Annotated in this window: 16 protein-coding genes; 6 read left to right on the top strand and 10 right to left on the bottom strand. The window is 49.9% G+C overall.

Going from position 1 to position 25,703, the window contains the following annotated elements; all coding sequences use genetic code 11:
* Nucleotides 1-79: 79 nt before the first annotated feature.
* Both glgX and KCG54_RS07575 read left to right on the top strand, forming a co-directional pair.
* Nucleotides 80-2,065, top strand: coding sequence for a glycogen debranching protein GlgX (gene glgX, locus KCG54_RS07580; protein ID WP_254323845.1), 1,986 nt, complete (start codon nucleotides 80-82; stop codon nucleotides 2,063-2,065).
* A gap of 312 nt (nucleotides 2,066-2,377) precedes the next feature.
* A complete protein-coding gene (locus KCG54_RS07575; RefSeq protein ID WP_254323844.1) occupies nucleotides 2,378-4,858 on the top strand; it encodes a glycogen/starch/alpha-glucan phosphorylase in 2,481 nt (826 codons plus the stop codon).
* Between the two features lie 128 nt (nucleotides 4,859-4,986).
* Here the strand turns inward: KCG54_RS07575 and KCG54_RS07570 are convergent, their stop codons facing one another.
* The 4 genes from KCG54_RS07570 to ribBA all read right to left on the bottom strand — a co-directional run bounded on the left by KCG54_RS07570 (nucleotide 4,987) and on the right by ribBA (nucleotide 13,120).
* Complete coding sequence (locus tag KCG54_RS07570; RefSeq protein ID WP_254323843.1) at nucleotides 4,987-6,480, bottom strand: surface lipoprotein assembly modifier; 1,494 nt, start codon at nucleotides 6,478-6,480, stop codon at nucleotides 4,987-4,989.
* A gap of 217 nt (nucleotides 6,481-6,697) precedes the next feature.
* The gene (locus tag KCG54_RS07565) at nucleotides 6,698-7,624 is read right to left on the bottom strand and encodes a Slam-dependent surface lipoprotein (protein WP_254323842.1); all 927 of its coding nucleotides are present in this window, start codon (nucleotides 7,622-7,624) and stop codon (nucleotides 6,698-6,700) included.
* A 280-nt stretch (nucleotides 7,625-7,904) separates the two neighbouring features.
* Nucleotides 7,905-11,525 (bottom strand): TonB-dependent receptor TdfG, encoded by a 3,621-nt coding sequence (gene tdfG, locus KCG54_RS07560; RefSeq protein WP_254323841.1) that lies wholly within the window; start codon nucleotides 11,523-11,525, stop codon nucleotides 7,905-7,907.
* Between the two features lie 254 nt (nucleotides 11,526-11,779).
* Nucleotides 11,780-13,120, bottom strand: a complete 1,341-nt coding sequence (gene ribBA / locus KCG54_RS07555) for a bifunctional 3,4-dihydroxy-2-butanone-4-phosphate synthase/GTP cyclohydrolase II (protein ID WP_432761002.1) — start codon at nucleotides 13,118-13,120, stop codon at nucleotides 11,780-11,782.
* Between the two features lie 189 nt (nucleotides 13,121-13,309).
* Here ribBA and KCG54_RS07550 point away from each other — a divergent pair, with 189 nt between their 5' ends.
* Nucleotides 13,310-13,921, top strand: a complete 612-nt coding sequence (locus KCG54_RS07550; protein ID WP_079454262.1) for a DUF4230 domain-containing protein — start codon at nucleotides 13,310-13,312, stop codon at nucleotides 13,919-13,921.
* A gap of 65 nt (nucleotides 13,922-13,986) precedes the next feature.
* On the opposite strand, the gene KCG54_RS07545 is transcribed toward KCG54_RS07550, so the two are convergent.
* Nucleotides 13,987-15,234 (bottom strand): N-acetylmuramoyl-L-alanine amidase, encoded by a 1,248-nt coding sequence (locus KCG54_RS07545; RefSeq protein WP_254323840.1) that lies wholly within the window; start codon nucleotides 15,232-15,234, stop codon nucleotides 13,987-13,989.
* Nucleotides 15,222-15,692, bottom strand: a complete 471-nt coding sequence (gene tsaE / locus KCG54_RS07540; RefSeq protein ID WP_070625833.1) for a tRNA (adenosine(37)-N6)-threonylcarbamoyltransferase complex ATPase subunit type 1 TsaE — start codon at nucleotides 15,690-15,692, stop codon at nucleotides 15,222-15,224. Before tsaE ends, KCG54_RS07545 begins: the two co-directional genes overlap by 13 nt.
* Before the next feature lie 171 nt (nucleotides 15,693-15,863).
* Here tsaE and pheA point away from each other — a divergent pair, with 171 nt between their 5' ends.
* The 3 genes from pheA to prfH all read left to right on the top strand — a co-directional run bounded on the left by pheA (nucleotide 15,864) and on the right by prfH (nucleotide 19,121).
* On the top strand, nucleotides 15,864-16,952 hold the full coding sequence (gene pheA, locus KCG54_RS07535) for a prephenate dehydratase (protein WP_049323519.1): 1,089 nt from the start codon (nucleotides 15,864-15,866) through the stop codon (nucleotides 16,950-16,952).
* 394 nt (nucleotides 16,953-17,346) lie between these two features.
* Nucleotides 17,347-18,480: an RNA ligase RtcB family protein gene (locus KCG54_RS07530; RefSeq protein WP_254323839.1), complete on the top strand. Its 1,134-nt coding sequence runs from the start codon at nucleotides 17,347-17,349 to the stop codon at nucleotides 18,478-18,480.
* A 2-nt stretch (nucleotides 18,481-18,482) separates the two neighbouring features.
* On the top strand, nucleotides 18,483-19,121 hold the full coding sequence (prfH, locus tag KCG54_RS07525) for a peptide chain release factor H (protein ID WP_254323838.1): 639 nt from the start codon (nucleotides 18,483-18,485) through the stop codon (nucleotides 19,119-19,121).
* Nucleotides 19,122-19,226: 105 nt separating this feature from the next.
* On the opposite strand, the gene KCG54_RS07520 is transcribed toward prfH, so the two are convergent.
* The 4 genes from KCG54_RS07520 to KCG54_RS07505 all read right to left on the bottom strand — a co-directional run bounded on the left by KCG54_RS07520 (nucleotide 19,227) and on the right by KCG54_RS07505 (nucleotide 25,493).
* Nucleotides 19,227-20,423, bottom strand: a complete 1,197-nt coding sequence (locus tag KCG54_RS07520; RefSeq protein ID WP_254323837.1) for a putative phage abortive infection protein — start codon at nucleotides 20,421-20,423, stop codon at nucleotides 19,227-19,229.
* Nucleotides 20,424-20,648: 225 nt separating this feature from the next.
* A complete protein-coding gene (locus tag KCG54_RS07515) occupies nucleotides 20,649-21,878 on the bottom strand; it encodes an HlyD family type I secretion periplasmic adaptor subunit (protein ID WP_254325001.1) in 1,230 nt (409 codons plus the stop codon).
* A gap of 89 nt (nucleotides 21,879-21,967) precedes the next feature.
* Nucleotides 21,968-24,181, bottom strand: a complete 2,214-nt coding sequence (locus tag KCG54_RS07510; RefSeq protein WP_254323836.1) for a type I secretion system permease/ATPase — start codon at nucleotides 24,179-24,181, stop codon at nucleotides 21,968-21,970.
* 43 nt (nucleotides 24,182-24,224) lie between these two features.
* Nucleotides 24,225-25,493, bottom strand: coding sequence for a TolC family protein (locus KCG54_RS07505; RefSeq protein WP_432761001.1), 1,269 nt, complete (start codon nucleotides 25,491-25,493; stop codon nucleotides 24,225-24,227).
* Between the last annotated feature and the right edge of the window lie 210 nt (nucleotides 25,494-25,703).

The raw sequence follows: 25,703 nt of genomic DNA, 5'->3' as shown, positions 1-25,703 counted from the left end.
ATGATTCAAGGCCGTCTGAAAGATTTTCAGACGGCCTTATATTGGACACGAAACCAAATACATACCAAGGAATCATTCTATGACTGCCAAATCATGGCATATCGAGGAAGGCAAGCCTTATCCCATGGGTGCGACCCTGACAAGCAAGGGCGCGAATTTCACCTTGTTTTCCATCAATGCCGAAAAGGTCGAATTGTGTCTGTTTGATAAGGATAAAGAAACCCGTTTGGAGATGCCTTCGCGGCGCGGTTCGGTATTTTACGGATTTGTGCCGGACGTTAAGGCAGGGCAGCGATACGGTTTTCGCGTGTATGGACGTGAAAACGCGGAATACGGCTCATGTTTTAATCCCAACAAATTGCTGATTGACCCGTATTCCAAAAAAATTGACGGCAAACCAAGCTACCGTACCGCCGAAGAAATGGCATGGTTCAGACCGGAAGATGAACGCGACAATGCCACCGTTGCACCGAAAAGCGTTGTGATTGGACGTAGCCGATTTAATTGGGCCAAAGATTGCCGTCCGGAAATACCGTGGGGCAAAACCGTTATTTATGAAGCCCATGTCAAAGGGTTGACCAAGCAATTCCCCGATTTGAAATATGCAGGCACTTATAAAGCTTTGAGTGATAAACGGGTTTTGGCCTATCTGCAAGAGTTGGGGGTGACAACGGTCGAGCTGCTGCCGATTCATTATCATTTGGACGAATACCATCTTCAGCAGATGGGCTTGAGCAATTATTGGGGCTACAACACTTATTCCCATTTTGCCGTTGAGCCGTCTTATGCCGACAATCCCGAGCGTGCGGCGGCGGAGTTTAAACAAGCGGTCAAAGCCCTGCATCAGGCAGGTTTGGAAGTGATTTTGGATGTCGTGTACAACCACACGGCCGAGCAGGACGACAAAGGCCCGATGCTGTGTCAGCGCGGTATCGACAACACCTTATGGTATTGGCATACCCCTTACGGCAATTATGAAAACTGGTCGGGTTGCGGCAATACGCTCAATATTGTCCGGAGAGATGTTACCCGTTGGGCGGCAGACAGCCTGCGCTATTGGGCGGAAGAGTTTCATATCGACGGCTTCCGTTTCGATTTGGGAACCGTATTGGGACGCGAGCCCGATTTCCAATCGTACGGCCGTTTTTTCCAAGTCCTGTATCAAGACCCGGTTTTGGCCGGTTTGAAACTGATTGTCGAAGCATGGGACATCGGCGAGGGCGGCTATCACTTGGGCAATTTCCCGCAACCTTTTGCCGAATGGAACGGCCGTTTCCGCGATGATATGCGCGCGTTTTGGTCATGGGAAAGCGGCAATTTGGGCGCATTTGCCGAACGCTTGGCCGGGTCGTCCGATATTTTCAACCACAGCGGCCGCCACCCGTCCGCCAGCATTAACTTCATTACTGCACACGACGGCTTCACTTTGCGCGATTTGGTCAGCTATAACGAAAAACACAACGAAGCCAACGGCGAAAACAACCGCGACGGGCATAATGAAAACATCAGCTACAACCACGGCGTAGAAGGCGAAACCGATGATGAAGAGGTGTTGCTCAACCGCGAATACACCTCCAAAGCGCTGCTTGCCTCCTTGTTTTTATCCAACGGTACACCCATGCTTTTGGCCGGCGATGAGTTCGGCAACAGTCAGCAAGGCAACAACAACAGCTACTGCCAAGATAATCCGATTACATGGTTGGATTGGCAAAATGAGCCTTATGAGTTGCAAAATTACACTCAAGCGCTGATACGCGTACGCAGCCGAATCAAGCTGCTGACAGATGATTGCTGGTGGGAAAAAGAGCGTGTGCAATGGCTCAATGCTGACGGCAGCCCGATGACCGAATATTGTTGGCACAACAGGGGCAGCAAGGCGATTCAGGTTGTTTTGGACGATGAATGGCTGCTGTTGGTCAATGCCAAACGTAGTCGTCAGTTATTTAACCTGCCTCAAGGCAACTGGGAAATTTCTTGCGTACCATCTGAGAAATTTAATTACGAAGAGGCTGGAAAATGTGTTGTCGAACACATGGGGATTTTGGTTTTACATAAAACGAATTAAATGAAAACCAAGCCGTTATATTGTTAACTCTTTGATATTTCGTCTGTATCCGTTGGGCCGAAGCTTGCATGGCATAAATGGAAATGCCGATGAGATGATGAGTGGTTTAATTTGTAATTAAATGTTTTATAAAGAAAAAATAATACGGAGTGGAATATTTCAGTTATAATCCGTATCAAACCTGAAACAAACCTACCTATAAATTTTTCAGACGGCATTTATACTTCTTCAGGCCGTCTGAAAACTGAATAACGTTGTTTCTATAAACCATCAGGCGCGTTGTCCAGTGCCTCACGCTAGAGAAAGGCTTCCATGGCTAAGAAAAAACTCCCCATCTCCGGTTACGATTATGTAATGCCTAAACCGGACGCCGAAACCATCCGTAAATCCATCGTTTACAAGCTGATTTTCATCTTGGGCGTAGATCCGAAGGAGGCAACTTCACACCAATGGCTCAACGCCGCCATGCTTGCCGCGCGTGACCTGATTGCGGAAGATTTCCTTAAAACACGCCGCGCCCACATCGACAACAGCAAACGCATGGTTTATTACCTGTCTATGGAATTCCTGCTCGGCCGTTCGTTTGTCAACGCGCTGATTAACGAAGGAGTTTATGCCGAGTTTGAAGAAGCCTTCAAGCAACTGGGCAAAGAATTTGCCGATGTCTGCGAACAAGAAGAAGATCCAGGTTTGGGTAACGGCGGTTTGGGCCGTCTGGCCGCCTGCTTCCTCGACTCTTTGGCAACCCTGCGCATTCCGGCCATGGGCTACGGCATCCGTTACCAATACGGTATGTTCAAACAAGAAATCGTGGATGGCCAGCAAGTTGAAAAACCCGATTTGTGGCTCGACCAAGATTTGGCATGGCAGTTTGCCCGTCCGAACAAACAATATTCCGTCCGTTTCGGCGGTCAAGTGTTGAACTTGGGCGACAAAAAAGAATGGCAGCCAAGCGAAGAAATTTCCGCTTGGGCATACGATGAAATCATTCCTGGCTATGGCGGCGAATGTGCCAACCCATTGCGCTTGTGGACCGCACACGCGGGCAACCTGTTTGACCTTGCCGACTTCAACCGAGGCGATTATGCCTCTGCCGTTCGCGCACAAAACAGTGACGAAAACATCTCACGCGTTCTGTATCCGAATGACTCTACCGATTCCGGCCGCGAATTGCGTCTGAAGCAAGAATACTTCTTGGTTTCCGCTTCCGTTCAAGACATCGTTGCACGTCACAAATGCCGTTTCCCAAGCATCCACACTTTGGCGGACGAAGTCGCCATCCATTTGAACGACACCCATCCGGTGCTCGCTATTCCAGAATTGATGCGCATCCTGATTGATGAAGAGGGCATCGCATGGACTGAAGCATGGAATATGTGCTGTAAGATTTTCTCTTACACCAACCACACATTGATGAGCGAAGCCTTGGAAACTTGGCAGGTCGACCTGATGGGCCGTCTGCTGCCGCGCCACTTGGACATCATCTTTGAAATCAACGCCTACTTCCTCAATGCCTTACGCGCCATCGGCAACTTTGACGACGACTTTGTCCGCCGCGTATCCATCATTGATGAAACCCACGGCCGTCGCGTCCGCATGGCATGGCTGGCGGTTATCGGTTCGCACAAAGTCAACGGCGTGGCAAAAATCCACTCCGATTTGATGACCACATCCATCTTTGCCGACTTTGCCAAAGTATTCCCGGAACGCTTTACCAACGTAACCAACGGCGTAACTCCGCGCCGCTGGATCAACATCGCCAATCCGGGCCTGACCAAATTCTTGGACAAACATCTGGGCGATGAAGACTGGCGTCTGCATTTGGACAACCTGACCAAGCTCAACGACAAAGTGGACGATGCTTCCGTACAGGCAGAATTCGGCGAAGTGAAAAAAGCTGCCAAAGAGCGCCTTGCCAAATACATCGAAACCGAGCTGGGCATCAAGGTTAATACCGATGCACTTTTCGACATCCAAATCAAACGTATCCACGAGTACAAACGTCAAGCATTGAACGTGATGCACATCGTCGACCGTTACAACAAAATCTTGGAAAACCCGGATTTCGATTGGCAGCCGCGTGTGTTCATCTTTGCCGGTAAAGCCGCTTCCGCTTATTACATGGCGAAGAAAATCATCCGTCTGATTAATGATGTTGCCAAAGTCATCAACAATGACACCCGTATCCGCAACCTGATTAAAGTCGTTTACATCCCGAATTACAGCGTCAGCCTTGCCCAAATCATCATCCCAGCCGCCGATTTGCACGAACAGATTTCACTGGCAGGTACAGAAGCATCCGGTACCAGCAACATGAAATTTGCCCTCAACGGCGCAATCTGTATGGGTACACTGGACGGCGCGAACGTTGAGATTTTGGAAAAAGTCGGCGCGGACAACTGCTATATCTTCGGTAACACCGTCGAGCAAGTCGAAGAAATCCGCCGCAACGGTTACGACCCGTTGAGCTATATCGAGCGAGACAGCGACCTGCGCCGCGTCGTCAACCAAATCAGCCAAGGCACTTTCTCTCCCGAAGAGCCAAACCGCTACAACGACGTGTTGCAACCATACGGCGACTTCTATCAACTGATGGCGGATTTCCGCAGCTACATCGACACGCAATACAAAGCAGACGAGCACTACCGCAACGTATCCGCATGGCGCAAATCAGCCTTGATCAACATCGCCAACATGGGCTTCTTCTCATCCGACCGCTCCATCGCCGACTACTGCCGCGATATTTGGTATATTAAACCATTGAGCGAAAAAGAATTACCCGGCAGAAATTAAGCGTTAAGCAGATAGCGAAAGCCGATACATCAGGAAGGTGTATCGGCTTTTTTCAGACGGCATGATATAGAAACGAGTAAAACAGTATGGTTGTATCGCTGTTTTAGTGTATTGCTAAATGACTCAATTTAAAATCGGTATTTAAAATTTAGTAGCCATTCATTCTGACGGTAGCGGTAATGTGCTGTATTGCTATGGGAGATTGAGCGTCTAAAACGAAATTCAGGATACACACCTTTAAGGTTCCACTGCGGAAAGCCTACAGCGACTATCATGATGTATTGATTGTCGCGCCGCCGTCTGTTATCACTGACAAAACTTGCAGCGTCATAAAGACTGCGGCGGTGAAGCAGGATGGTGTTGAGGTAAGTACCGCTTGAAAAAAAACTATATGCGCCCAGCCGTGTCGTATATTCCTTGTTGGAAGAAGATTTTTCGGGATAGGCTTTGCGTGTTGCATCAAAGTTGGCGAACAGGCCGCTTTGGGGTGTGAGAGAAAATTCTGCCCCTACGCCCAGTTCGTATTGCTTATAGTCGGCAAAATAATCTTTGTTTTGTCCACTGTATCCGGTCTTTTTTGCTCCGGCATGTGAGTTAATGCGCCAGCGAGGGGAGAGTGTACGTGACCAGTCGACATCCACGCCCCATGCGCGGTAGTGGGTGTGGCGGTTGCGGAAGTTATATTCGAAATAGGGTAGCAGAGAAAAGGAGGAGCGTGCGTCGGCATAGGCATATCCCGCGTACAGCGAACCATTGTGATAGCTGTAATCCGGCATGGCCGCCGAATCTTTGTCTTTTTCCGTGTAGCGGTTGCCGTACAGTACACCGCGCACCTGTACACCGTGATGCCCTTTGAGCGGGACGTTTTTTTCGGCGGTCGCGCTATAGGATAAGAAGGTCGAATCCGTTGGCGCAGGCAGGGTGCGCTCCATCAGGCACATGCCCGCGATTTCCCACACGCATTGGCTGATGCCGTTGCCTTGGTTTACATTGCTATTGTAGCCGTAGCCGAGGCTGATTTGGCCGTGCCAGCGGCGGCGTTTGCCCAGTTCGGATAGGTAGTTTTCCACGATGGGGCGGGTTTCAGCAGGAATATCTGTTTTCAGAACTTTTTCAAATGCGGCAGCGGACTCTTTGTTTTGGTTGTCTTCGGCATAAAACCGCCCCGCTTCGAGCAGCAGGCGTGGGTTGTCGGGTTCGGCTTCCAAGGCCGTCTGAAAACTGTTCCCCGCCGCGCGGAAATTCCCTTTGTCCCGTTTTTGCAACCCATCGGCCAAATGAATCAGCGCGGGTTTGTGTTGCGGCAGTTTTGCGTAGCGGGCGGCAAACTGTCGCACCTTGTGCCACTGCCGCGCGTTGAGGGCGTAGTAAATCGCACTTTCCAGTTCTTCCGCCGTATCGCCGACTTGGTAGACTGTACCGTCTATCATGATGTAGCCATCGTTTTCTCCCACTTCCCCGTGTGCCTGCTCCGTGTCAAGCCAGCCGCTTTCGCGGTATTGCTGCGTTTGGCGGCTGCTCTCATCCAGCAGGCGGCGGCGTTCATCTGCGGCATCGTTGGACGGAGCGGCAAGGCAGACCGTACAGAGCGGTAGAAAAAGCAGGCAAAAGTGGTGTTTCATGGGATAGGGTCCTTTGGGCGGAGAGGCCGTCTGAAAGAAGTAAAGCAAAAATTCTGCAAGATAATGCAGGTTTGTACGACACTTCAGAAACAGGTCAGCCGCAGTATATTTATGCCTACTGCGGCTGTAGTTAAAAAATGGCGGTTTACCTGATTGCGGGAATGGACGGCCAAACGCCGAAAACACCGGCATTCCCTAATCGCGTAAGCAGACAAGGCTATTTTTTCGCACCGCCGAAGGCTACGTCTTTATCTGCGCCTGCACGATCCACGATACCTGCCAAGGCTTCCGCTCCGCTACCATAGAAGCGTCCGGTAATATGCTCGGTATTTTTATGGTTATCAAATTTACCGCTGCTTTCGATTTTGGTATTGGCAAAATTGATGCTGTCTCCGGCGCGGGAAATAGTGCCGGCCAGTTCATTTTTACCTGTTCCATAGTTGGCGGTCAGTACGCCGGTATAGAAATCATTTTTCCCTGGAGTATGCTTGTTAATACCTAATACATTGTATTTCGCATTGACCAGTTTCGGCATATTAGCTGTCGGATTCTCACCCACGAACCAAACCGTGCGGTTGCCGTCGTTCATATTCAAATCCGTGCTGTTGGCAATCTGATTGCTGTTGCCTTTGCGCGGTGCCCATTCGCCGAAGAAGACGTTGGTTGCCGCAGTCGGCACTTTGGCAAAGGTCATGCCGCCGAATTTCGGTGCAATCGGCAACAGCGGGTCAGCCATTTGGCGTACGCTGAACACCTCGGTGTTGTTGGCGCGTTTTTCATACCAAACTTGTCCGAGTTTTTTCGAGCTGAACCAGCCCAATACGGGATTGACATCACCTGGGGTGAGGTATCTCGGATTGGCCGCACCGTTTACATTGGCGTTCTGATTGCTGCCGTTGATGGGTGCGTTGCCGTATTTGGTGCGGATGCGTTGCGCGGGACCAGCTTGGAGGTTGATAGAATTGGATAAGCCATTGCCTGTGCTGACTTTGATGCCGGCAGCACCCGAACCAAAGGGCAGGGAATCGGATGTTTTGGGTTCGATTAAGTTCAGTTTGCTTGAACCACCTTCCACATTAACTGCATAAGCAGAGCTGAAGGTTGCAGTCAAAAGGACAGCGAGGGCTAATTGTGATGCTTTCATGATTTTTCCTTTTAAAGAAAAGATATGGTGGATACCGCTGTTTTGTCTCGAGCGGCAAGGTGTATCGGGTGTTACCGATAGGGCGCATATTAATATAAATAAAAATATAAATCTAATTAAAACTCATTATCAAATGTAAAGTGCGGATTGCATTTGTTAATATTTTATTTTTAATATCATTGCATTATCATCTAAGAAATACAAAAATTATAGTAACGGTAACAGGTTGTAGCCGACGGGCAGATTCCTGCCCGTCGGCTACATAGGATACAGTCAAGCCTTAAAACCTACCCTTGATGCCGAAGGTAACTGTCCTGCCCGGGCCGGGGACAGGAGTGCTGGACATGGGGTCTAAGTAGTAGCGGTTGGCGAGGTTTGTTACTCCGAAGTTCAAGTCTATATGTTTCCCTATGCGGTAGCGGGCATAGGCATCAAGCAGGGTGGCGGCGTGCCAGCCGTAGGGTTTGCCGTTGCGCTCATACACCTGACCTGCGCCGTCGGCAATCAGCTTGTCGTAGTTTTTCCGTTCCGCCTTGCTGTGATGGATGGCGCGCATGCCCAATTCCAGTTTTTCGTTGAAGAAGCGCGTGCCGACATCGAGGGTAAGCGAATATTTCGGCTGCAAGGACTGGAAGAAGCGGCTGAGGCCGAAGCCGCCTTCAAGGCATTCGGGTACGCGTTGCAGGTAATAGTCGAATTTGAAGGCGATGCCCTTGTCGCACACCATATGTTTCAAGCGGTAAGTGCCGCCGAAGGAGGCAAAGAAGCGGCCGCTGTCGAGGCGGCTTTGCAGTTCTAGCCCCTTGCTGATTGCCTTGTCGTATTGGATCATGCCGCCGTCCATATTCGAGGTGTCGATTTGGTTTTTGATTTTGTTGCTGTAGTAGGTGAGGCGGATATCGCCTTGGCGCAGCTTGGCGAAATGCGGGGCGAAATTGAAGTTGTAGCCGACTTCCCAGTTGGTGCTTTTTTCCGGCTTCAGGCTGTATTCGGCCACGGTTTCGCTGCCGTACAGACCGCCGCTGCCGGTGGCGGCGGTCAGTTCGTAAAGGCTGGGGAAGCGGCTCATGCGGGCATAGCGGGCGAAGAGGCGGTGGTTGTCGGCAAGATCGTAGCTGACCGACAGCATGGGCGCCCAGGAATGCGCGCGCTGTTCCTGCGGCATGCGCCAGCGGTCGGCTTCGCCGAATTGATGCCGGATCCAAGCGGTACGATTGTAATCGCTGCCATATTTCAGTACCTGATTATTGTCTTCTTTTGACGGAATTTGGTTTTCATTGGCCATACGTTCCATTTCTTCACGTACCGGGTCGGTCATGTAAATATGCGATCCTGGGATATAGCGACGGTAGCTGCCGCTTTTTCCCTGCGGATTGTTTACCCTTTCGCGGTACATTTCCGGCGTAATCTGCACTTTGCCGTGATCAAATTTGCCTGCGACCATTGGGATAATTTGCTTGCGGCGCAGGACGTAGAGTACACCGTTGTTTTTATCCGCTTGGTAACTTTGAAACAGGCTGCCGTCAGCTTTGCTGTAAAGCCGTGTTCCCGAGACGAATGTATCGCCCGGACGGTAGTCATAGCCGTTTTTTTCCTTAAAGCGGCGGTTGAGCCTTTGATATTCTTCAACCTGTCCCCCGATTCTATCAGGGTCATAAAGCTGCTCCATCCGCCGCTGGCTGGCAATATCTTCTTCATCCGCCAATTCGTAATAAGGCATCATCAGGCCGGTAACATAGCTGTCCGAACCCAGGCCGTACTGATACCAAGGGTTGCGTGCGGCACGCTGCCGCGCCAGTTCGATATTGCGTCCTTTAAAGTTCTGATAGCGCACGCCCGCCTGTATGTTCAGGCGGGAAGTCGGTTTCCAGTCGAAGACCAGGTTCGCGCCCCATTCGCGCTTTTTCGCTGACTGCGGGCCGCCCAAGGCCGCCATGCGGGTCAGTACGCCGAACGTGTTCATCAGGTCGGCGCTGTTAGCGATGTCGGTGCGTTCTTCCAGCGTTTCGCGCTGGTAGTCGGCGGCAAGGGTGAGGCTGAGTTTGTCGGAAAGGCGGAAGCGGTTGCTGAGGTTGAAGCCGTTGCGGACGACGTCGGTACGCTGCCGCGCGCCGGGAATGATGATGCGGTCGGGATGTTCGATGTAGTAGCGTTCCTGATTCAGCTTTTGCTTCAGTTCGGCCAGGTTCATCAGCCTGCCCAGATGGTTGGTCTGGTCGGTCATCACATTTTTATCGGCGGGCGTAATGGCGTAGTAGCCGCCCGTATGCCCCATCCAGCGGTCGGTAATCGCACGGTTGTTTTCATCGTACTGGGCCAGCCTGCGGGCGATTTTGTCGGGCGTGTCTTCTATCATGCGCAGCACTTCTTCATGGGTTCGTGCCGAACCGTAGGCGTTCCACGTCATCGCGTCTTCGCAGCTTTCCGTTCTAAGACCGGGAGACTGCCGTTTGCGTATGTTGCACCAGTACCAGATATCGTAGTCCATGTCGGGCGTGGTTACGCCGACGACGGGGCCGCCGCTCTGATGGCGGTTGCTGTCGGTCTTCACCCGCCACATATCGGCCTGAAAATCTATCCACTTGTTGTCCTGCGGCTTCCATTCGTAGCCGATTTTGTAGGTTTTACTGTCGATTTTCGTCCCTATCCCTGGTGCCTGCTGCGCGGGGTCATTTAGGGATTGTTCGCTGAAACCGAGTATCCATGCCGTTATCAGGGGGTTGATTTCACCGAAGCCGATTTTGTTGTCCATATATTGCAGGCTGATTTTCTGATTGCCCGGCAGATACCAGTTATTTTTCAGCAGCAGGGTTTTGGTGTCGGTGTGGCTGTTCATGATTTCTTCGCCCGGCCTGAACAGGATGGCCATATTCGGCACCAGGCTGGCGGAAGATTTGCAGAGTATGTCTTTTTCCCGTTGCGATTTATCGGGATACTGGTCGTAACAGGCATCCGCACCGTAAATGGGGTTGTTGAGGTAGCTTTGATAGCCACGTTTGCCCGCGTAGTAGTTGCCCTTTTGACGGTGGCTGTATGCGGCAAGGCCGTCTGTAATGTCGGTTTTAAAGGCGGCGGACAGCATCAGCTGCCTGTCGTCTTTGAAGTTGGTGTGGCTTTTGCCGCCCGAGAATTTCGTGTCGGCTATGCCTTCGTCCAACAACAGGGCGGTGGGGGAGGGTTTGCCGGTATAGCCGGTCAGCACGTCCGCCATACCCGGTGTGCCGTCCGCCGTCGCGCCTATGGGAGAGAGGGTGCGGTAGTCGCGGCCTAAGAATGGGCGCAAGTCGTTTTTCTGCGCTACGGTGTTGCCGGAAAACTCGGTTTTGACTTCGATCCCCCAGTTTCTCCCTTCTGGGATGATGTCGGCGGGTTCGATGGTACGGATGGACATCGCGCCGCCCACGCCCGATTTCACGCCGCGCGTGAGGGCGGGGCTTTTTTCCACCGCGATGCTGCGGAACAGGGCGGGGTCGAGATAGTTGCGGTCGCCCACGCCGTAGTTGTTGAGCCAGACATCGACCGTTTGCTCCGTGCCGTCCAGTGTTACGGGGATACGGCCCTTGCCGGTGATGCCGCGTATATTGGGCGTAATCGCGCCACCGGCGGTGCGGGTGTTCATGTTGTACACGCCGTTTAAGCCTTTGAGTACGTCGCCGGCGGATTGGACGCGGTAGCGTTCGAGGTATTCTTTACCGACATAGGAGTTGGAGACGTTTTTGTAATATACGTCGTCCGCGCCTTTTTGGTCGTTGGTACGTTTGCCACTGACAACAACGGTATCCAATTCTTGGTATTGTTCGGGTTGGGCTGAGGTTTCGATGATATTAGCAACGGTTAATGTGCTGAATGCGCTGGCAAGGCTGAGAATGATTATTTTGGGTTTGGGGGTAAAAGCAGACATAGTTTCTCTTTGTTAAGAACTTAATATAAGGGGTTAAAATACTCTTTTATATAAAAAACATAAAATTTTTAAATATTATTAACAGTTATCTAATAATTGATTATGTTTATCATTATTGAAATAATCTAATAAATAGTCGTTTTTATCATAATTTTATTTGGATCATATTCAGATAAATAGAGATATGAAAAGGCCGTCTGAAAACTTTCAGACGGCCTTTTGTTTCATTTGCTTTGAGAGTTAATCAAGCAAGATTATTTTTCAGCTTCTTCAAAGCCGACGACTTCGAGGCCGAAGCCGGTGAGGCCGGTGAAGGATGACGGCTGGCCGAGGACGCGCAGTTTTTTGACGTTGAGGCCGGCGAGGATTTGTGCGCCTATGCCGTAGCTTTTGCTGTCCCATTTGTAGGCTTGGTTTGCGCCTTTGGGCAGGGTGCGGTCGAGCAGGGTGGCGCCGTCTTCGGTACGGTGCAGGAGGATGACTACGCCGCTTTCGGCTTGTTGGATGCGCTCAAGGGCTTTAGGCAGTGACCATGAATGGCGCGGATTGGCTTGGATGAAGTCCATCACGCTGAAGGGCTCGTGGACGCGGACGAGGGTTTCTTCGTCGGCGGAAGGTGTGCCTTTGACGAGGGCGAGGTGGGTTTCGCCGGAGAGTTTGTCGACGTAAACGTGTTGTTGGAACTCGCCCCATGGGGTTTGTACGGGTGAGTTGCCCATGTCTTCGAGCAGGCTTTCGGTACGGCTGCGGTATTCGATGAGGTCGGTAATGGTGCCGATTTTGAGATTATGTTCTTCGGCAAACTTCATCAGTTCGGGCATACGCGCCATGGTGCCGTCGTCGTTGATGATTTCGCAGATGACGGCGGCAGGAATCAGGCCGTTCATTTGTGCCAGATCGACGCCGGCTTCGGTGTGTCCGGCGCGGACGAGTACGCCGCCTTTTTGGGCGCGCAGTGGGAAGATGTGGCCGGGTTGGACGATGTCTTCGGGTTTGGCGGATGGGGAAACGGCGGTTTGAATGGTCAGGGCGCGGTCGGCGGCGGAAATGCCGGTGGTGATGCCATGGGCGGCTTCGATGGAGACGGTAAAGTTGGTGCCGTATTGCGCGCCGTTTTTCTGGGTCATCATGGGCAGGCCGAGTTTTCCGACCATTTCGCCGTCCATCGGCAGGCAGACCAGGCCGCGTGCGTTTTTGATCATAAAGTTGATGGCTTCGGGGGTAACGAATTGGGCGGCCATCAGCAAGTCGCCTTCGTTTTCGCGGTCTTCGGCATCAGTGATGATGACCATTTTGCCGGCTTTGATGTCTGCTAGGATTTCAGGGATGGTGGAGATGTGGGACATGGTATTTCTTTCTTGGCTGATGGTGGGGGCGTGGCGGTCTTGATGGTCTTGATCCAGCCACATGTCGGGCATATTGGCTGCCTGCTCGATTTTTCGGGCTTTTTTCTCGCCGAAAGATTTGTTTTTCAGCAGGGCGGACAGCTCGCCTTGGTTGATGGCGATGGCTTGGGCAAACTTGGTTTGCTGGCCGTTGTGGTGTTGTGTTATCCATTGCCGCAGGTTGTGGCGGCGCAGGTCGGTGGTGTTCATGATGAGATGAAATTGAATTGTGTGTAATGGATTGTAGTCTTGTCTTTACCAAAAGGCAAACTTTGTTTGTTGGGATTTTTTATTACTTTTTGGTAATGAGTTTTAATGTTTCAGACGGCCTGGGTATGGCTTGAAATTGACGGTTTTGGGAGAATATGGGGAATGCTTTGATGATTATTTTAATGGGGGATGTTTGAAATGAAAATGCTTGGGCGCGGATTGGTCGTGCTGGTGTTGTGTGCGTTGACGGCTGCAGGCGGCTGGTTTTATGCCCTGCATGGTCAGAACGAAGAACATCAGGTTTTGTCCCGTGAGGGGGTTTTGATGCAGATTAAGCAGATGAACCGCTTGGAAAGTACGGCGTTTTATATCGATACGATTATCCGTACGGAGAAAAAAGGGGATTGGCGCAGGCTTTGGCAGGATTCTCAAAGCGGTATTTTTATTGTGCGCGGTAAGGTGTTGGCCGGTTTGGATTTGGACAAGTTAGGCGCGGACAATGTCAATATTGTGGACGACAAGGTATTGATCAGCCTGCCGGCGGTGGAAATCTTGAGCGTGGATTTGGAAAATATCGAAGTGTACGATATTCAGACCGGCTCGTTTAATTTGCTGCCTATGGATAAGTCTGTATTCAAGACGGTGCAGGAAGAGGCGAAACGGCAGGTATTGCAAAGCGCATGTAAGGCTGAGATTTTGGAACATGCCAACCGTCAGGCGCAAATGCAGTTGGAAAACTTGTTTGCATTGACGCAGACGAAGGTATCGGTGTATCCGGCTGCGGTAGGGAAGTGCGGTTAAATAGATTGTTTGAAAAGATAAGGCCGTCTGAAAAATTTTCAGACGGCCTTTGTTTCATTAAGCCATTATCCGCGTCGTAAAACGGCGGTATTGATGTATTTTTGAATACCGGTGGCAATGGCTTGGGCGCATTGTTGGCGGAATGATTCGCTGCCGAGCAGCCGCTCTTCGGTAGGGTTGGAGAGGAAGGCGGTTTCCACCAAAATGGACGGAACATCCGGCGCGCGGAGGACGGCGAAGTTGGCCTCGTCAACGCGGCCTTTGTGCAGTTGGTTGAGTTTGCCCAATTCGGTCAAGACGGAATGGCCGAGCTTGCGGCTGTCGCGCAGGGTTGCGGTTTGGGTCATGTCCAAAATCGTGTTGTCGACATTGGGGTTGCCGCTGGTTTGTACGCCGCCGATGGCGTCGGCGTTGTTTTGGGTTTGGGCAAGGAATTTTGCCGCCGAGCTGGTCGCGCCTTTGGTATTGAGCATGTACACGCCGGTACCGCGTGCGGACGGGCTGGTAAAGGCATCGGCGTGGATGGATACGAATACGTCGGCATTGCGCGCACGGCCTTTGGCAACGCGTACGCCCAATGGGATAAAGATGTCTTCGTTGCGCGTCATGAATACGTTGTAACCCAAGGCTTCGAGGCGTTTTTTGGTTTCGCGTGCGATGGAGAGTACGACGTTTTTTTCTTTGAGGCCGCTCGGGCCGATTGCGCCGGGGTCTTCGCCGCCATGACCGGGATCGATCATAATCACGGGACGGCGGTTGCCACCGCTGCCGCGATTGTTTTTAGGGGCAGGGGTGTCGTATGCGATATTGGTATTTTGACGTTGTTTGGGAACATTGCCGTTGAGCAAGGCCATCATCGGGTCGTTGGCATCTGTGCCGTGCGGATAGAGGTCGATAACCAAGCGGTTTTTGAAGTTGCCGACGGGTGCGAGTGCAAAGACTTGCGGATGGGTGCTTTGTTTGAGGTCGATGACGATACGCACGGTGCTGGGCGTATTTTGACCGGCGCGAATGCTGCGGATAAAAGGGTCGTTAGACAGCACTTTGCTGGAAATGCCTTGCAGGACGCTGTTGATTTCAGCTCCTTGAATATCTACAACCAACCGGCTGGGGTTGTCCAACATAAAATGTTGGTATTTCATCGAGTGGTTGCTCTCAAGGGTAACGCGTGTGTAGGCGTTCGCCGGCCAAATGCGGACGGCAAGGAATTGCGCAGGAGAGGCCGGTTTGGCCAATGCAACCCCCACGGGCGTGAGGGTGAGAAATAGTCCTGTGCCTTGACGGAGAATGTGTCTTCTAGTTAATTTGACCATGATTCTAAACTTTTTCGGCCTTGGTTTGTGTGGGCGGAAAAGGTGCAGGTTCTGCCCTTATCGGTGTACGTCAATGTAATGGTAATATCTGCCGGAGGCGTGAATTCCCCACCTTGCTGCGGCCATTCGATGAGGCAGATGCTGTCGGGCGCAAACAATTCGTCCAAACCGGCATCTTCCCATTCCTCAGGCATGGTAAAGCGGTAGAGGTCGAAATGGTGGAGGGTGAATGCATCCAGCGGATAAGATTCGACAATGGTGTAAGTCGGGCTTTTGACTGCGCCCGTATGTCCCAGTCCGCGCAAAATCCCGCGTGTCAGCGTGGTTTTGCCTGCACCCAATCCTCCTTCAAGATAGATGGTCAGCGGAGCGGAAAGCTGCTTGCTCCATTCTTCACCCAGTTTCAGGGTTGCTTCTTCATCGGGCAGAAAACGGGTGTAAAGTCCGTTTGAGTGCATGGAATAGGCCTTGTCGTTCAAAAGGCTTAATTATGATGGAATTGGCGGCGTTTGCAAACCTGATAGACGATAAAGTTAGATAAAGATAGTGTTGAGGCCGTCTGAAAACAGAATTCAGACGGTCTTTAATGTTAAAATGAAAATATCCCTCACAAAATTGCGAGACAGCTTATGCCTTTATCCATAGACGAACAATTATTGCCGCACCGCAATGCCATCGACAGCATCGATGCGGAAATCCTCCGTTTGCTCAACGAGCGCGCCGGTCATGCGCATGCTATCGGCGAATTGAAAGGGACGGGCGCGGTGTACCGTCCTGAACGGGAAGTGGCCGTTTTGCGCCGGATTCAGGATTTGAACCGCGGCCCTTTGCCGGATGAATCAGTTACCCGGCTGTTTCGCGAGATTATGAGCGAATGTTTGGCGGTAGAGCGTCCGCTGACGATTGCCTATTTAGGGCCGAAGGGAACATTTACCCAGCAAGCCGCCATCAAACATTTCGGCCACGCCGCACACACCATGGCATGTACCACCATCGACAACTGCTTCAAACAAGTCGAAACGCGCCAAGCCGATTATTTGGTGGCGCCGGTGGAAAACTCGACCGAAGGCTCGGTGGGTCGCACTTTGGACTTGCTGGCCGTAACCGCTTTGAAAGCCTGCGGCGAAGTGGTTGTCCGCATTCATCACAACCTGTTGCGTAAAGACAGCCACGAAATCGGCGGCATTACCAAAGTTTTCGCCCATGCCCAAGCATTGGCGCAATGCAACGACTGGCTTGGCCGCAATCTGCCTAATGCCGAACGTATCGCCGTAGCCAGCAATGCCGAAGCGGCGCGTTTGGTTGCCGAGTCTGACAGCCCGAATGTGGCCGCCATTGCCGGACGTATTGCCGCGGAAATTTATCAGTTGAGCTTTGCTGCCGAGTGTATCGAAGACGAACCGAACAACACCACGCGCTTCTTGGTGATGGGGCATCAAGAAACCGGCCGCAGCGGCAATGACAAAACTTCTTTGGTTGTATCCGCCCCCAACCGTGCCGGTGCCGTTACTTCGTTGTTGCAACCTTTCACCGAGTTGGGCATTTCCATGACCAAATTTGAAAGCCGCCCAAGTAAATCGGTTTTGTGGGAATACCTGTTCTTCATCGATATCGAAGGCCATCAAAGCGATGAAAATGTCCAAAAAGCCTTGCAGCTTTTGGGAGAACGCGCTTCCTTCGTGAAAGTTGTTGGATCTTATCCAACCGTTGTTTTGTAAGGATTATTGGGCATCAAAGGCCGTCTGAAAAGTTTTCAGACGGCCTAAATTATGTTCTCAATAGTTGCCATTTATGCAACATTATTGGCAGATTGATGTCAGTAAGTTTGCATGATTAGAAATGAACCTTCTATAATCCGAACGTTTTTAATATTCTCATGCAAAGAAAGGAGCAAGCCATGACACGCAATACTTCAATCCGCTCAATCACATTCTTTGTAGCCCAAGCGTCGGTCTGACTTTCGGATAACGCTTTTCGCATTCCATGTCGCCCGCTTCGGGCTGCTTTCCCTACGATTATCGGCTAGAAACCAGGCCGTCTGAACATTTCGCAGACGGTGGATACCTGTCATCTGTTGACGGTTTCTATCCGTTTTAAAGAAAGCATAAACACATGGGCAATTATCCCCATCATATTCAAATTATTGCCGATTCAAATACATGGATTGAAGGCAACGCTGTCGCACAGCTCGAAACCACCTCCCGATTACCGCATATGTTGCGTGTTGCCGGAATGCCGGATTTACACGCAGGGCGCGGTTATCCGGTTGGCGCGGCATTTTTCAGCGACCGTCATTTTTATCCTGCCCTGATTGGAAACGACATCGGTTGCGGCATGGCGTTTTGGCAGACCGATTTACGCGCAGCCAAACTCAAACCGGCCAAACTCGCCAAACAGCTGGGCAATATCGATACACCGTTGGACAAAGACGAACAGGTTGATTTATTAGGCGACGCTGTCGATATGCGCCAATTTTCAGACGGCCTTGCTGTAGGTACGATTGGCGGCGGCAACCATTTTGCCGAGTTACAAACCGTTGATAACGTTTATCGCGCCGATCTGCTTCCGCCCGATTTCGATGAAAACCATCTGCAACTGTTGGTGCATAGCGGTTCGCGCGGATTGGGTCAGCAGATTTTGCAACGCCATATTGCCGCCTTTGGGCATCAAGGTTTGGCGGAAGAGGGCGAAGCGGCGGCAGCCTATCTTGCCGAACACCAAGCAGCCCTGGAATTTGCCAGCCTTAACCGCCGTTTGATTGCAGCCAGAATGCTCGACCGTTGGCGCTCAGAAGGAATATGCCTGCTCGATGTCCATCATAATTTTTTGGAACAAACCGAGATTGACGGCACAACCGGTTGGCTGCACCGAAAAGGCGCAACGCCCACTGATAAAGGCTTGGTCATGATACCCGGCTCGCGCGGCGATTACAGCTATCTGGTTCGACCTGCCGAAGACTGCCAAATTTCTTTGAATACCTTGGCTCACGGCGCAGGTCGGAAGTGGCAGCGCGGCGAATGCAAAGGCAGGCTGTCGCACAAATATACTGCCGACAGCCTGCGCCAGACCGAATTCGGCAGTGTGGTCGTTTGTCAGGATAAGGCCTTGATTTTTGAAGAAGCACCGCAGGCTTATAAAAGCATCGACAGCGTTATTGCCACCATGAAAAATGCAGGTTTGATTGAATTGGTTGCGCGGTTTAAACCTGTTTTGACCTATAAAACCGGCGGCGAGTGTGGAGCGTAAAGATGAAACAGAATACACCAGCGGTTTATCTGCAAATTTCTACCGCGCAAGGGCCGGCAGAGTGCCGAATATTTGCCCGTTTCGTCTTGGCCAAATTGCTTGCCGAAGCTCAAGTAAAAGGCATTGATGCCGAACTTGTTACCGAAACCGCCGATAAGCACGGCATTTTGTCGGCAACGCTCAAATTGGAAGGGCAGCAAGCCGAAAGTTTGGCACAAACTTGGCAGGGGTCGCTCCAATGGATATGCCCCAGCCCTGTCCGCCCGAAACATCCGCGCAAAAATTGGTATATAGGCGTTTTTCGCTTGCCCGATATGCCGCAGATGTATGAAATGCCGTCTGAAAACGGAATCGAGTTTCAAACCTGCCGTTCGGGCGGCAAGGGTGGGCAACACGTCAATAAAACCGAGAGTGCTGTCCGCGCTACCCATAAAGAAAGTGGCATTTTCGTGCGGGTCGAGAGCGAACGCAGCCAGCACGCCAATAAGAAATTGGCGGTAATGTTATTGGCGCAAAAGCTGGCGGAGCATCATGCCGGACAGGCAGGAAGTTTTGCGCAGGAGCAGCACACGCAACTCTATCAAGTAGAGCGCGGCAATCCGAAAAGGACGTTTGTCGGTAATGCTTTTAAGGAGAAGTAATTTGCCTGCCGGATAAGGAGGTATTTAAAACATAAACCAAAGGCCGTCTGAAAACTTTCAGACGGCCTTTTACTTATTGGGTAAAATTTAATATTAATATATAAATTAGTTTTCTATGCTTTTTAAAATTGAGAGCATATTTGAAAATTTTTTCAATATGGTTTCTGTTTCTCTAGCTTGTTCATTTGATGATAACATATTGTAATTTTTAATATTTACTGTTAGTTTGGAGATTTTATCATTTAATATTGAAATAAAGTTTTTTTGGGAATTCATAAATAAATCTGTTATTTCCTCTGGTGTATAATTGTTTGAAAAGGATCCTTGTAAATCATCAATACCTATTGTTTTTAAAAGAAATAAACATATGAATTCATGATGATTTTTAATTGGGCATACATCATTACTAAATATTAATTGTAAATGTTCTAAAAAATTATATCTGTTCAGTAGCCCTTGAAAATTAAAAAAAGTTTTTAAATTTTGTATATCGGTCGAATTATCTAGAGTGAGACAATTCAAAGCTAGTATTTTAAGAATTTCATTAGGAATTAAAGAGCGAAGTATATTACTATAGATTTTTTCTTTAGGATCGATATATAAGCTACTTAGAATTTCCCTGGATTGTTCATTATTAGAGGAGAAAGAAGTTGTAATAGCTTGACGATCTGTAGATAAACTTATTGAGATAAACTTAAGAATTTGGAATAGGATAATGAAGTATCTTCTTAGTTCAGGATTTTGGCGTATATTATTTCTTATATATCTATTGCTATTTTCTATATGGGATTGGTTTAATGAATAGAGTTCCTCGTGTTCTAAGTAGTTGTTATATATTTCTTTAATACTTTCATCTTCAATGCTTAATTTCAAGTTATTGAATTTTTTATTTTTGATTATTTTATTGTTATTATTGGTGATTTTTTCAAGGATATTATTATGCTGTTCTAATAGGGAAAAAAATGTTGACTCAAATTGTTGAAGATTAAAAATTTCAGATTGACGACTTTGTTGTTCTGCTGACTGTTTTAATTCATTACGCGTTGCTTCCATTTCCTGTGCCTGCTGATGGATGGTATAGAGTAGGCCAATGAGTGCTAGAAAGCTAATAATAGGATTTAGGGTGCCACCGACATAATCACCAAATGTTCCCCATGTCGCAGAATCTTTGATAATAAATAATGTTTTGAAATGAAAAATATAGAATCCTAGAACAATAAGGAATGCTATTAAAGCAAAAATTGCTAATGCCCATAATAAGTAATTTCTTTTGTTCTCTTGGGGTATATTTTCTTTATCCATAACTTTTCCTATTTCTATGTGATAAAATCCATTTTAGAAATAAAGCAATGCTATTTATCATAGGCAATGCAGATAGATTAATAAAATTAATTAATTTTTATTCATTTATAGAATAATGATATTTACTTTTAGGTTAATAATGTTATATCAAAAATGAATTTGATTAATTATATAATATAAAAGGCCGTCTGAAAATTTTCAGACGGCCTTTTATCGGTTTATCGATTAGCGTTCGCTTAACGCTTGTTTCATGCGCGTAATCGGTTTGATCAGGTATTGGAAGATGGTTTTTTCGCCGGTTTTGATGTCCACCGTTGCGACCATACCCGGAATAATCGGCATAGGTTTGCCGTTTTTGTCTTTCAGGGAGTTGTTTTCGGTTTGGACGAGAACACGGTAATAAACTTGGTTCGGGTCGAGTTTCAAGTCGTTGGCACGGTTTTGCATGGAGTTGCTGACGGTATCGGCACCAACGAGGGTAACCTTGCCTTCCAAACCGCCGTAGATGGAGTAGTCGTATGCGCTGACTTTAACCAATGCAGGTTGGCCTGCGCGGATAAAGGCAATGTCTTGCGGACGGATATAGGCTTCGACCAGCAGTTTGTCGTCAACCGGGACGATTTGCATGATGTCTTCGCCTGCGTTCACAACGCCGCCGATGGTCGTGACTTTTATGCCTTTGACGATGCCGCGCATAGGCGCGCGGATTTGCGAGCGTTCAACCGGGTCGGCACGCATGGCAACGTTTTCTTTGGATTGAGCCAGCTCGGATTCGGCTTGCAAGAGTTCGTTGTTGGCATCGGCTTTGTAACGGTTGCGGCGTTCGGAGATTTGAGTAGCCAAGTCTGCGGAATCTCGGCGCATTCTTAAAAGTTCGACTTCGGAAACATAACCTTCGGAAACAAGAGGAGCAGTAATGGCAATCTCTCGATCAAGTGCGGCCTTGCTTTTGGATAGGCCGTTGATGGCATCCACCATGACTTGGCGGCGTGCTTTGTAGGCGGCAATTTCGCGACGGCGAAGCTCAGGGCTCACGCTGTCTGGGAAGGAGAGCTTGGTGCCGTAGGCTTCGGCTTTAAGGCGGGCAATAGTGGCTTCGAGGTTTGCGACTTTGGCTTTGCTTTCGCGCAAAACGGCGGAGCTGCGTGTGTCGTCGAGTTTCATCAGAATCTGATCTTTCTCGACCATATCGCCTTCTTTAACCATGATTTCGGTTACGATGCCGGGATCCAGGCTTTGGATTACTTGCTCACGGCTGCTAGGAATGATATTGCCGTTGCCACGGGTAACTTCTTCGACAGGGCTGTTGTAAGCCCAAATAACGAAGACAATCATCAGAATAAAAAACAGGATGATGACAATAAACTGGCCACTGTGTTTTTCTTTTTGAAGGGCAGCATTGAGGTCGTTGATGAGGTGCAGGTCTTTGGATTTGACGTTGTTTTCGCGGCTCATAATCGTGTATCTATATTGTGTTTGGTGGATTTTAACCATTAGGGCAGGCCGTCTGAAAGGGTAAGTAGATTTTCAGACGGCCTTTTGCTTTATTGTGCTGCCGATTGAGGGGCTGTGGCAGCTTGTTGTTGCTGTTTGGCGGCGGCAGCTTGTTGCTGTTGTTGTTTGACGTTGGCTGCTTTGGCCTGTTCGTTTTGCATGAGTTTTTGCAATACCAGGTCGCGCGGACCGTCCATTACGACTTTACCATTGTCCATCACAATGATGCGGTTGACGATTTGCAGCACTTGCGGACGGTGGGTTACCAAAAGCATGGTGCGGTTGCGACCCCATTGGGCGATGGCATTGAGCGCCATACGTTCGGTAGCCTGGTCCAGGCTGGTGGTCGGTTCGTCCAGTAGGACGACTTTCGGATTGCGCAAGGTCATGCGCGCCAGGGCGATGATTTGTTTTTGACCGCCTGACAAGCCCAAACCGTCTTCACCCAAAGGCATATCCAAACCGCGCGGATGGTTGCGGATGATTTTGTCGAGGCCGAAACGGTTGAGCGCAGTCAGTAAGTCTTGGTCGGTAGAATAGCTACCGGTACGCGCCAAGTCCATGTTTTCACGCAATGTGCCGAGGAACAGGCGTGGCGATTGGCTCAACAGCAGGACTTGATCGCGCAGGAAGTTGGGGTCAAGCTGGCGCATATCGACGCCGTCAAGGGTAACGTTGCCTTTTTCGGTATCGTACAGACCGCTGGCCAGTTTGAGCATGGTGCTTTTACCGCTGCCGATACGGCCCAAAATACCGACTTTTTCTCCCGGTTTGATGGTCAGGCGCAAATCTTCGACGGCGCTGTTGTTGTCGGCTTGATATTTGAACGATACGTTTTCAAAGGTAATATTGCCTTGAACGTTGTCCAAAGTAATATATTTGCGTTCCGGATTGCGCTCGATAGGGCGGGTAACGATGTCGTTTACGCCTTTGAGGGCAAGTTTGGCCTGTTGGAAGCGGGTGGCCAAACCAGCGATTTGTGCCAACGGCGCCAAGGCGCGGCCGGACAGAATCACGGAGGCAATCAAAGCACCCATGGTAATTCGTTCCGCATGGTTGTCGGCATGAATCAGATAGGTACCGACAACGACCAAAAAGACAGTATTGAGCTGCTGCATGGCAACGGCGAAGTTGACCATGAAGTTGCTGGTGTCCTTGACTTTGATGGAAGAAGCAGAAGTTTTGGCGGTGTATTCATCCCAACGTTGTTGCGCCCAAGATGTGGCGTTGTTGGTTTTCAGGGTTTCGATGCCTTCGATGGCTTCAACGGCAAGGCCGGAGCGTTGCGAACCTTCTTTCATCGATTCATTGATGTGGCGAGAGAGCGGGCGTTGTACGACAAAACCGACAATCACGACAATCGGAATGATGGTCAGGGGAACGAGTGCCAGTTTGCCGCCGACCATGGAAATCACGAAGATAAACAGCAACAGGAAAGGCAAGTCGACGATGGTCAACAAGCTGGCACTGGTCATAAACTCGCGCACGGCTTCAAATTCGCGCAAATTGCTGGCGTATGAACCGGAGGAAGCAGGACGGTCTGCCAAACGCAATGCCATCACGCGACGGAACAGGGCGGAGCTGATGATCAGGTCAGCTTTTTTACCGGCAATATCGGTCAAATGACCGCGAATCATCTTGGCGGCAAACTCAAACAAAATCGCCAAGACCACGCCGATGCTCAATACCCACAAGGTTTCATAGGCCTGATTGGGAATCACGCGGTCGTACACGTTCATCACATACAGGGAGCTGACGAGCGCAAGGAAGTTGATGATGATGGTGGCCAAAATGACTTGGTAGTAGTAGCTGCGGAAACGCCAAATGACTTTCCAAAACCATGCTTTGGGCAGATGGTATTCAGGCAGCTCCGAGCGCATATCGGTCGCCATTTTGGGTTTGATAAACCAGCAGTAGCCCAAATACAGGCCGGAAAGCTGCTCATGGCTGAGTTCCTGTTCCAAACCGTCAACTTGGCGGATATGGTATTTGCGCTCTTGACCGGAGCCTTCGATTTGGGTGATGACCGCTGCCTCTTCGTTGTGCAGGATAATCATGACCGGCACGGCGAGCGAGGGAATGTCTTCCAGATTGCGTTTGGATAAGGTGTTTTCAAAGCCGTGGCTGCGCAGGACTTCGACCAGTGAGTGATAGTTGACCTTGAGCTTTTTGTCGCGCACGACTTCGGCGGACAAAGCGGCTTCGGATACGGGCGCACCTAAAAGGCGGGTCACTAAAACGATGTGTTCAATGATGGCTTTCATATTTTTTCGCGTAATGTTTTTGATTTAACCGGCGGATATGGCTTTATTTTTTTGCCAAACCGACCCAAGCGGAGATTTTGGCCTGAGTATTTAAATAGTCGAGCGCCGCATCGCGGAAATCGTTGCGGGCGGCAACATAATCCTGCTCGATGGAGGACAACTCGCTGTATGCACTCAAAACGTCGGTCAGCGTACGTCTTGCAACTCTAAATTGCATTTCATAGGCTTTGATAACATCTTTTTGAGCGAGAATATGTTGAGCTGTTAATGCGGTACGCTGTTCGCTTTCTTGCATATCGATGGCGGAAGTTTGAACGCGTTCGTTCATGTCGCGCAGGATTTGTTCGGACTTGGCTTCTGCGGCAATCAATGATTTGGCATTGCGTTCCACATTGTGTCTTGCGGCAATATCCAGCACATTCCATGCAACGTTTAAATAAAGCTGTCTGGTGTTGCGCGTTGCACTGCCTTCCAAATTGAGGGCAGGCAGGCGTTCGGCTTTGGAAGCGTCCAAATCGGCACGGACGCTGTCGCGTTCGGCCAATTGTGCCTGATAGGACGGATTATTATTGCGGTTGGGGTTGTTGAAGCGTTCGCTGATGGATTTTGCTGTGTCGTTTTTAAACGGATCTTCCAAATCGTTGGCGGTCAGTTGGCGCGAGGTATAGCGGGACAGACGGCTCAGAGCCAAATCCATGGTGCGGCGTTGTTGGGCGATAATGTTGGCTACTTGCAGCTGGCGTGCGCGCGCTTCAATCAGTTCAAAGTGGCGGCCGGCATCCTGTTTGACGATTGTGGTCAGGGTTTTTATGAGGGCGTTATGGCGTGCCAAAGTCTGTTCGTTGAGGATCAGGGTTTCTTTTGCACGTAATGCGCTCAGGTAGAGGCGGCCGATATCGCTGCCCAGCTGCTCTTGGCTTTCGGTGTATTTGTGTTGATAGTATTCTTCGCGGCTGCGGTCGCGGCGGACGGCGGCTTCAATCGCACCCCATGAGTAAATGTTCACGCTGCCGCGCACGCCGATACCGTCATCCATATTGTTGCTGTTGTATTTATTGTGTTGCGCCAGCACTTTCGTGCCGGTCAGGGTAACGACAGGATAATGGCGCGCACGCGTGGCTTTGGTCGTGCTTTGCGCAGCTTCTTGAGTGGCTTTGGCTTCACGCACAATCGGATCGCTGATTAAAGCGTCCCTGAGGATGTCTTGCAGGCTGTATGCAGAGGCCGTCTGAAACGGCAGCAGACAGCAGGCGACGGCAACGGCCGATGACAATAAACGGGGCTTTGTGGGGGAAGAATAAATATGCGACATGATTTTTAACCAAATGATTTATATATTATCGTTGTCCGTATCGGGTATCGCCTGAGGCATGACCGGGCGAATTTTGAACGAGAACACATACATTTACAAAGCATAGAGCATTTTTTCCAGCTTTTCACAATATTCTGATAAAAGGTCGAGATACATGCCTTAAAGTATATTATTGCAGAGCGCGACTATCGTTTCTAATGATTTTAATGT

This window comes from Neisseria subflava (assembly GCF_024205705.1).
Lineage (GTDB): Bacteria > Pseudomonadota > Gammaproteobacteria > Burkholderiales > Neisseriaceae > Neisseria > Neisseria subflava_D.
This window is presented reverse-complemented; position numbering and strand designations above follow the sequence as displayed.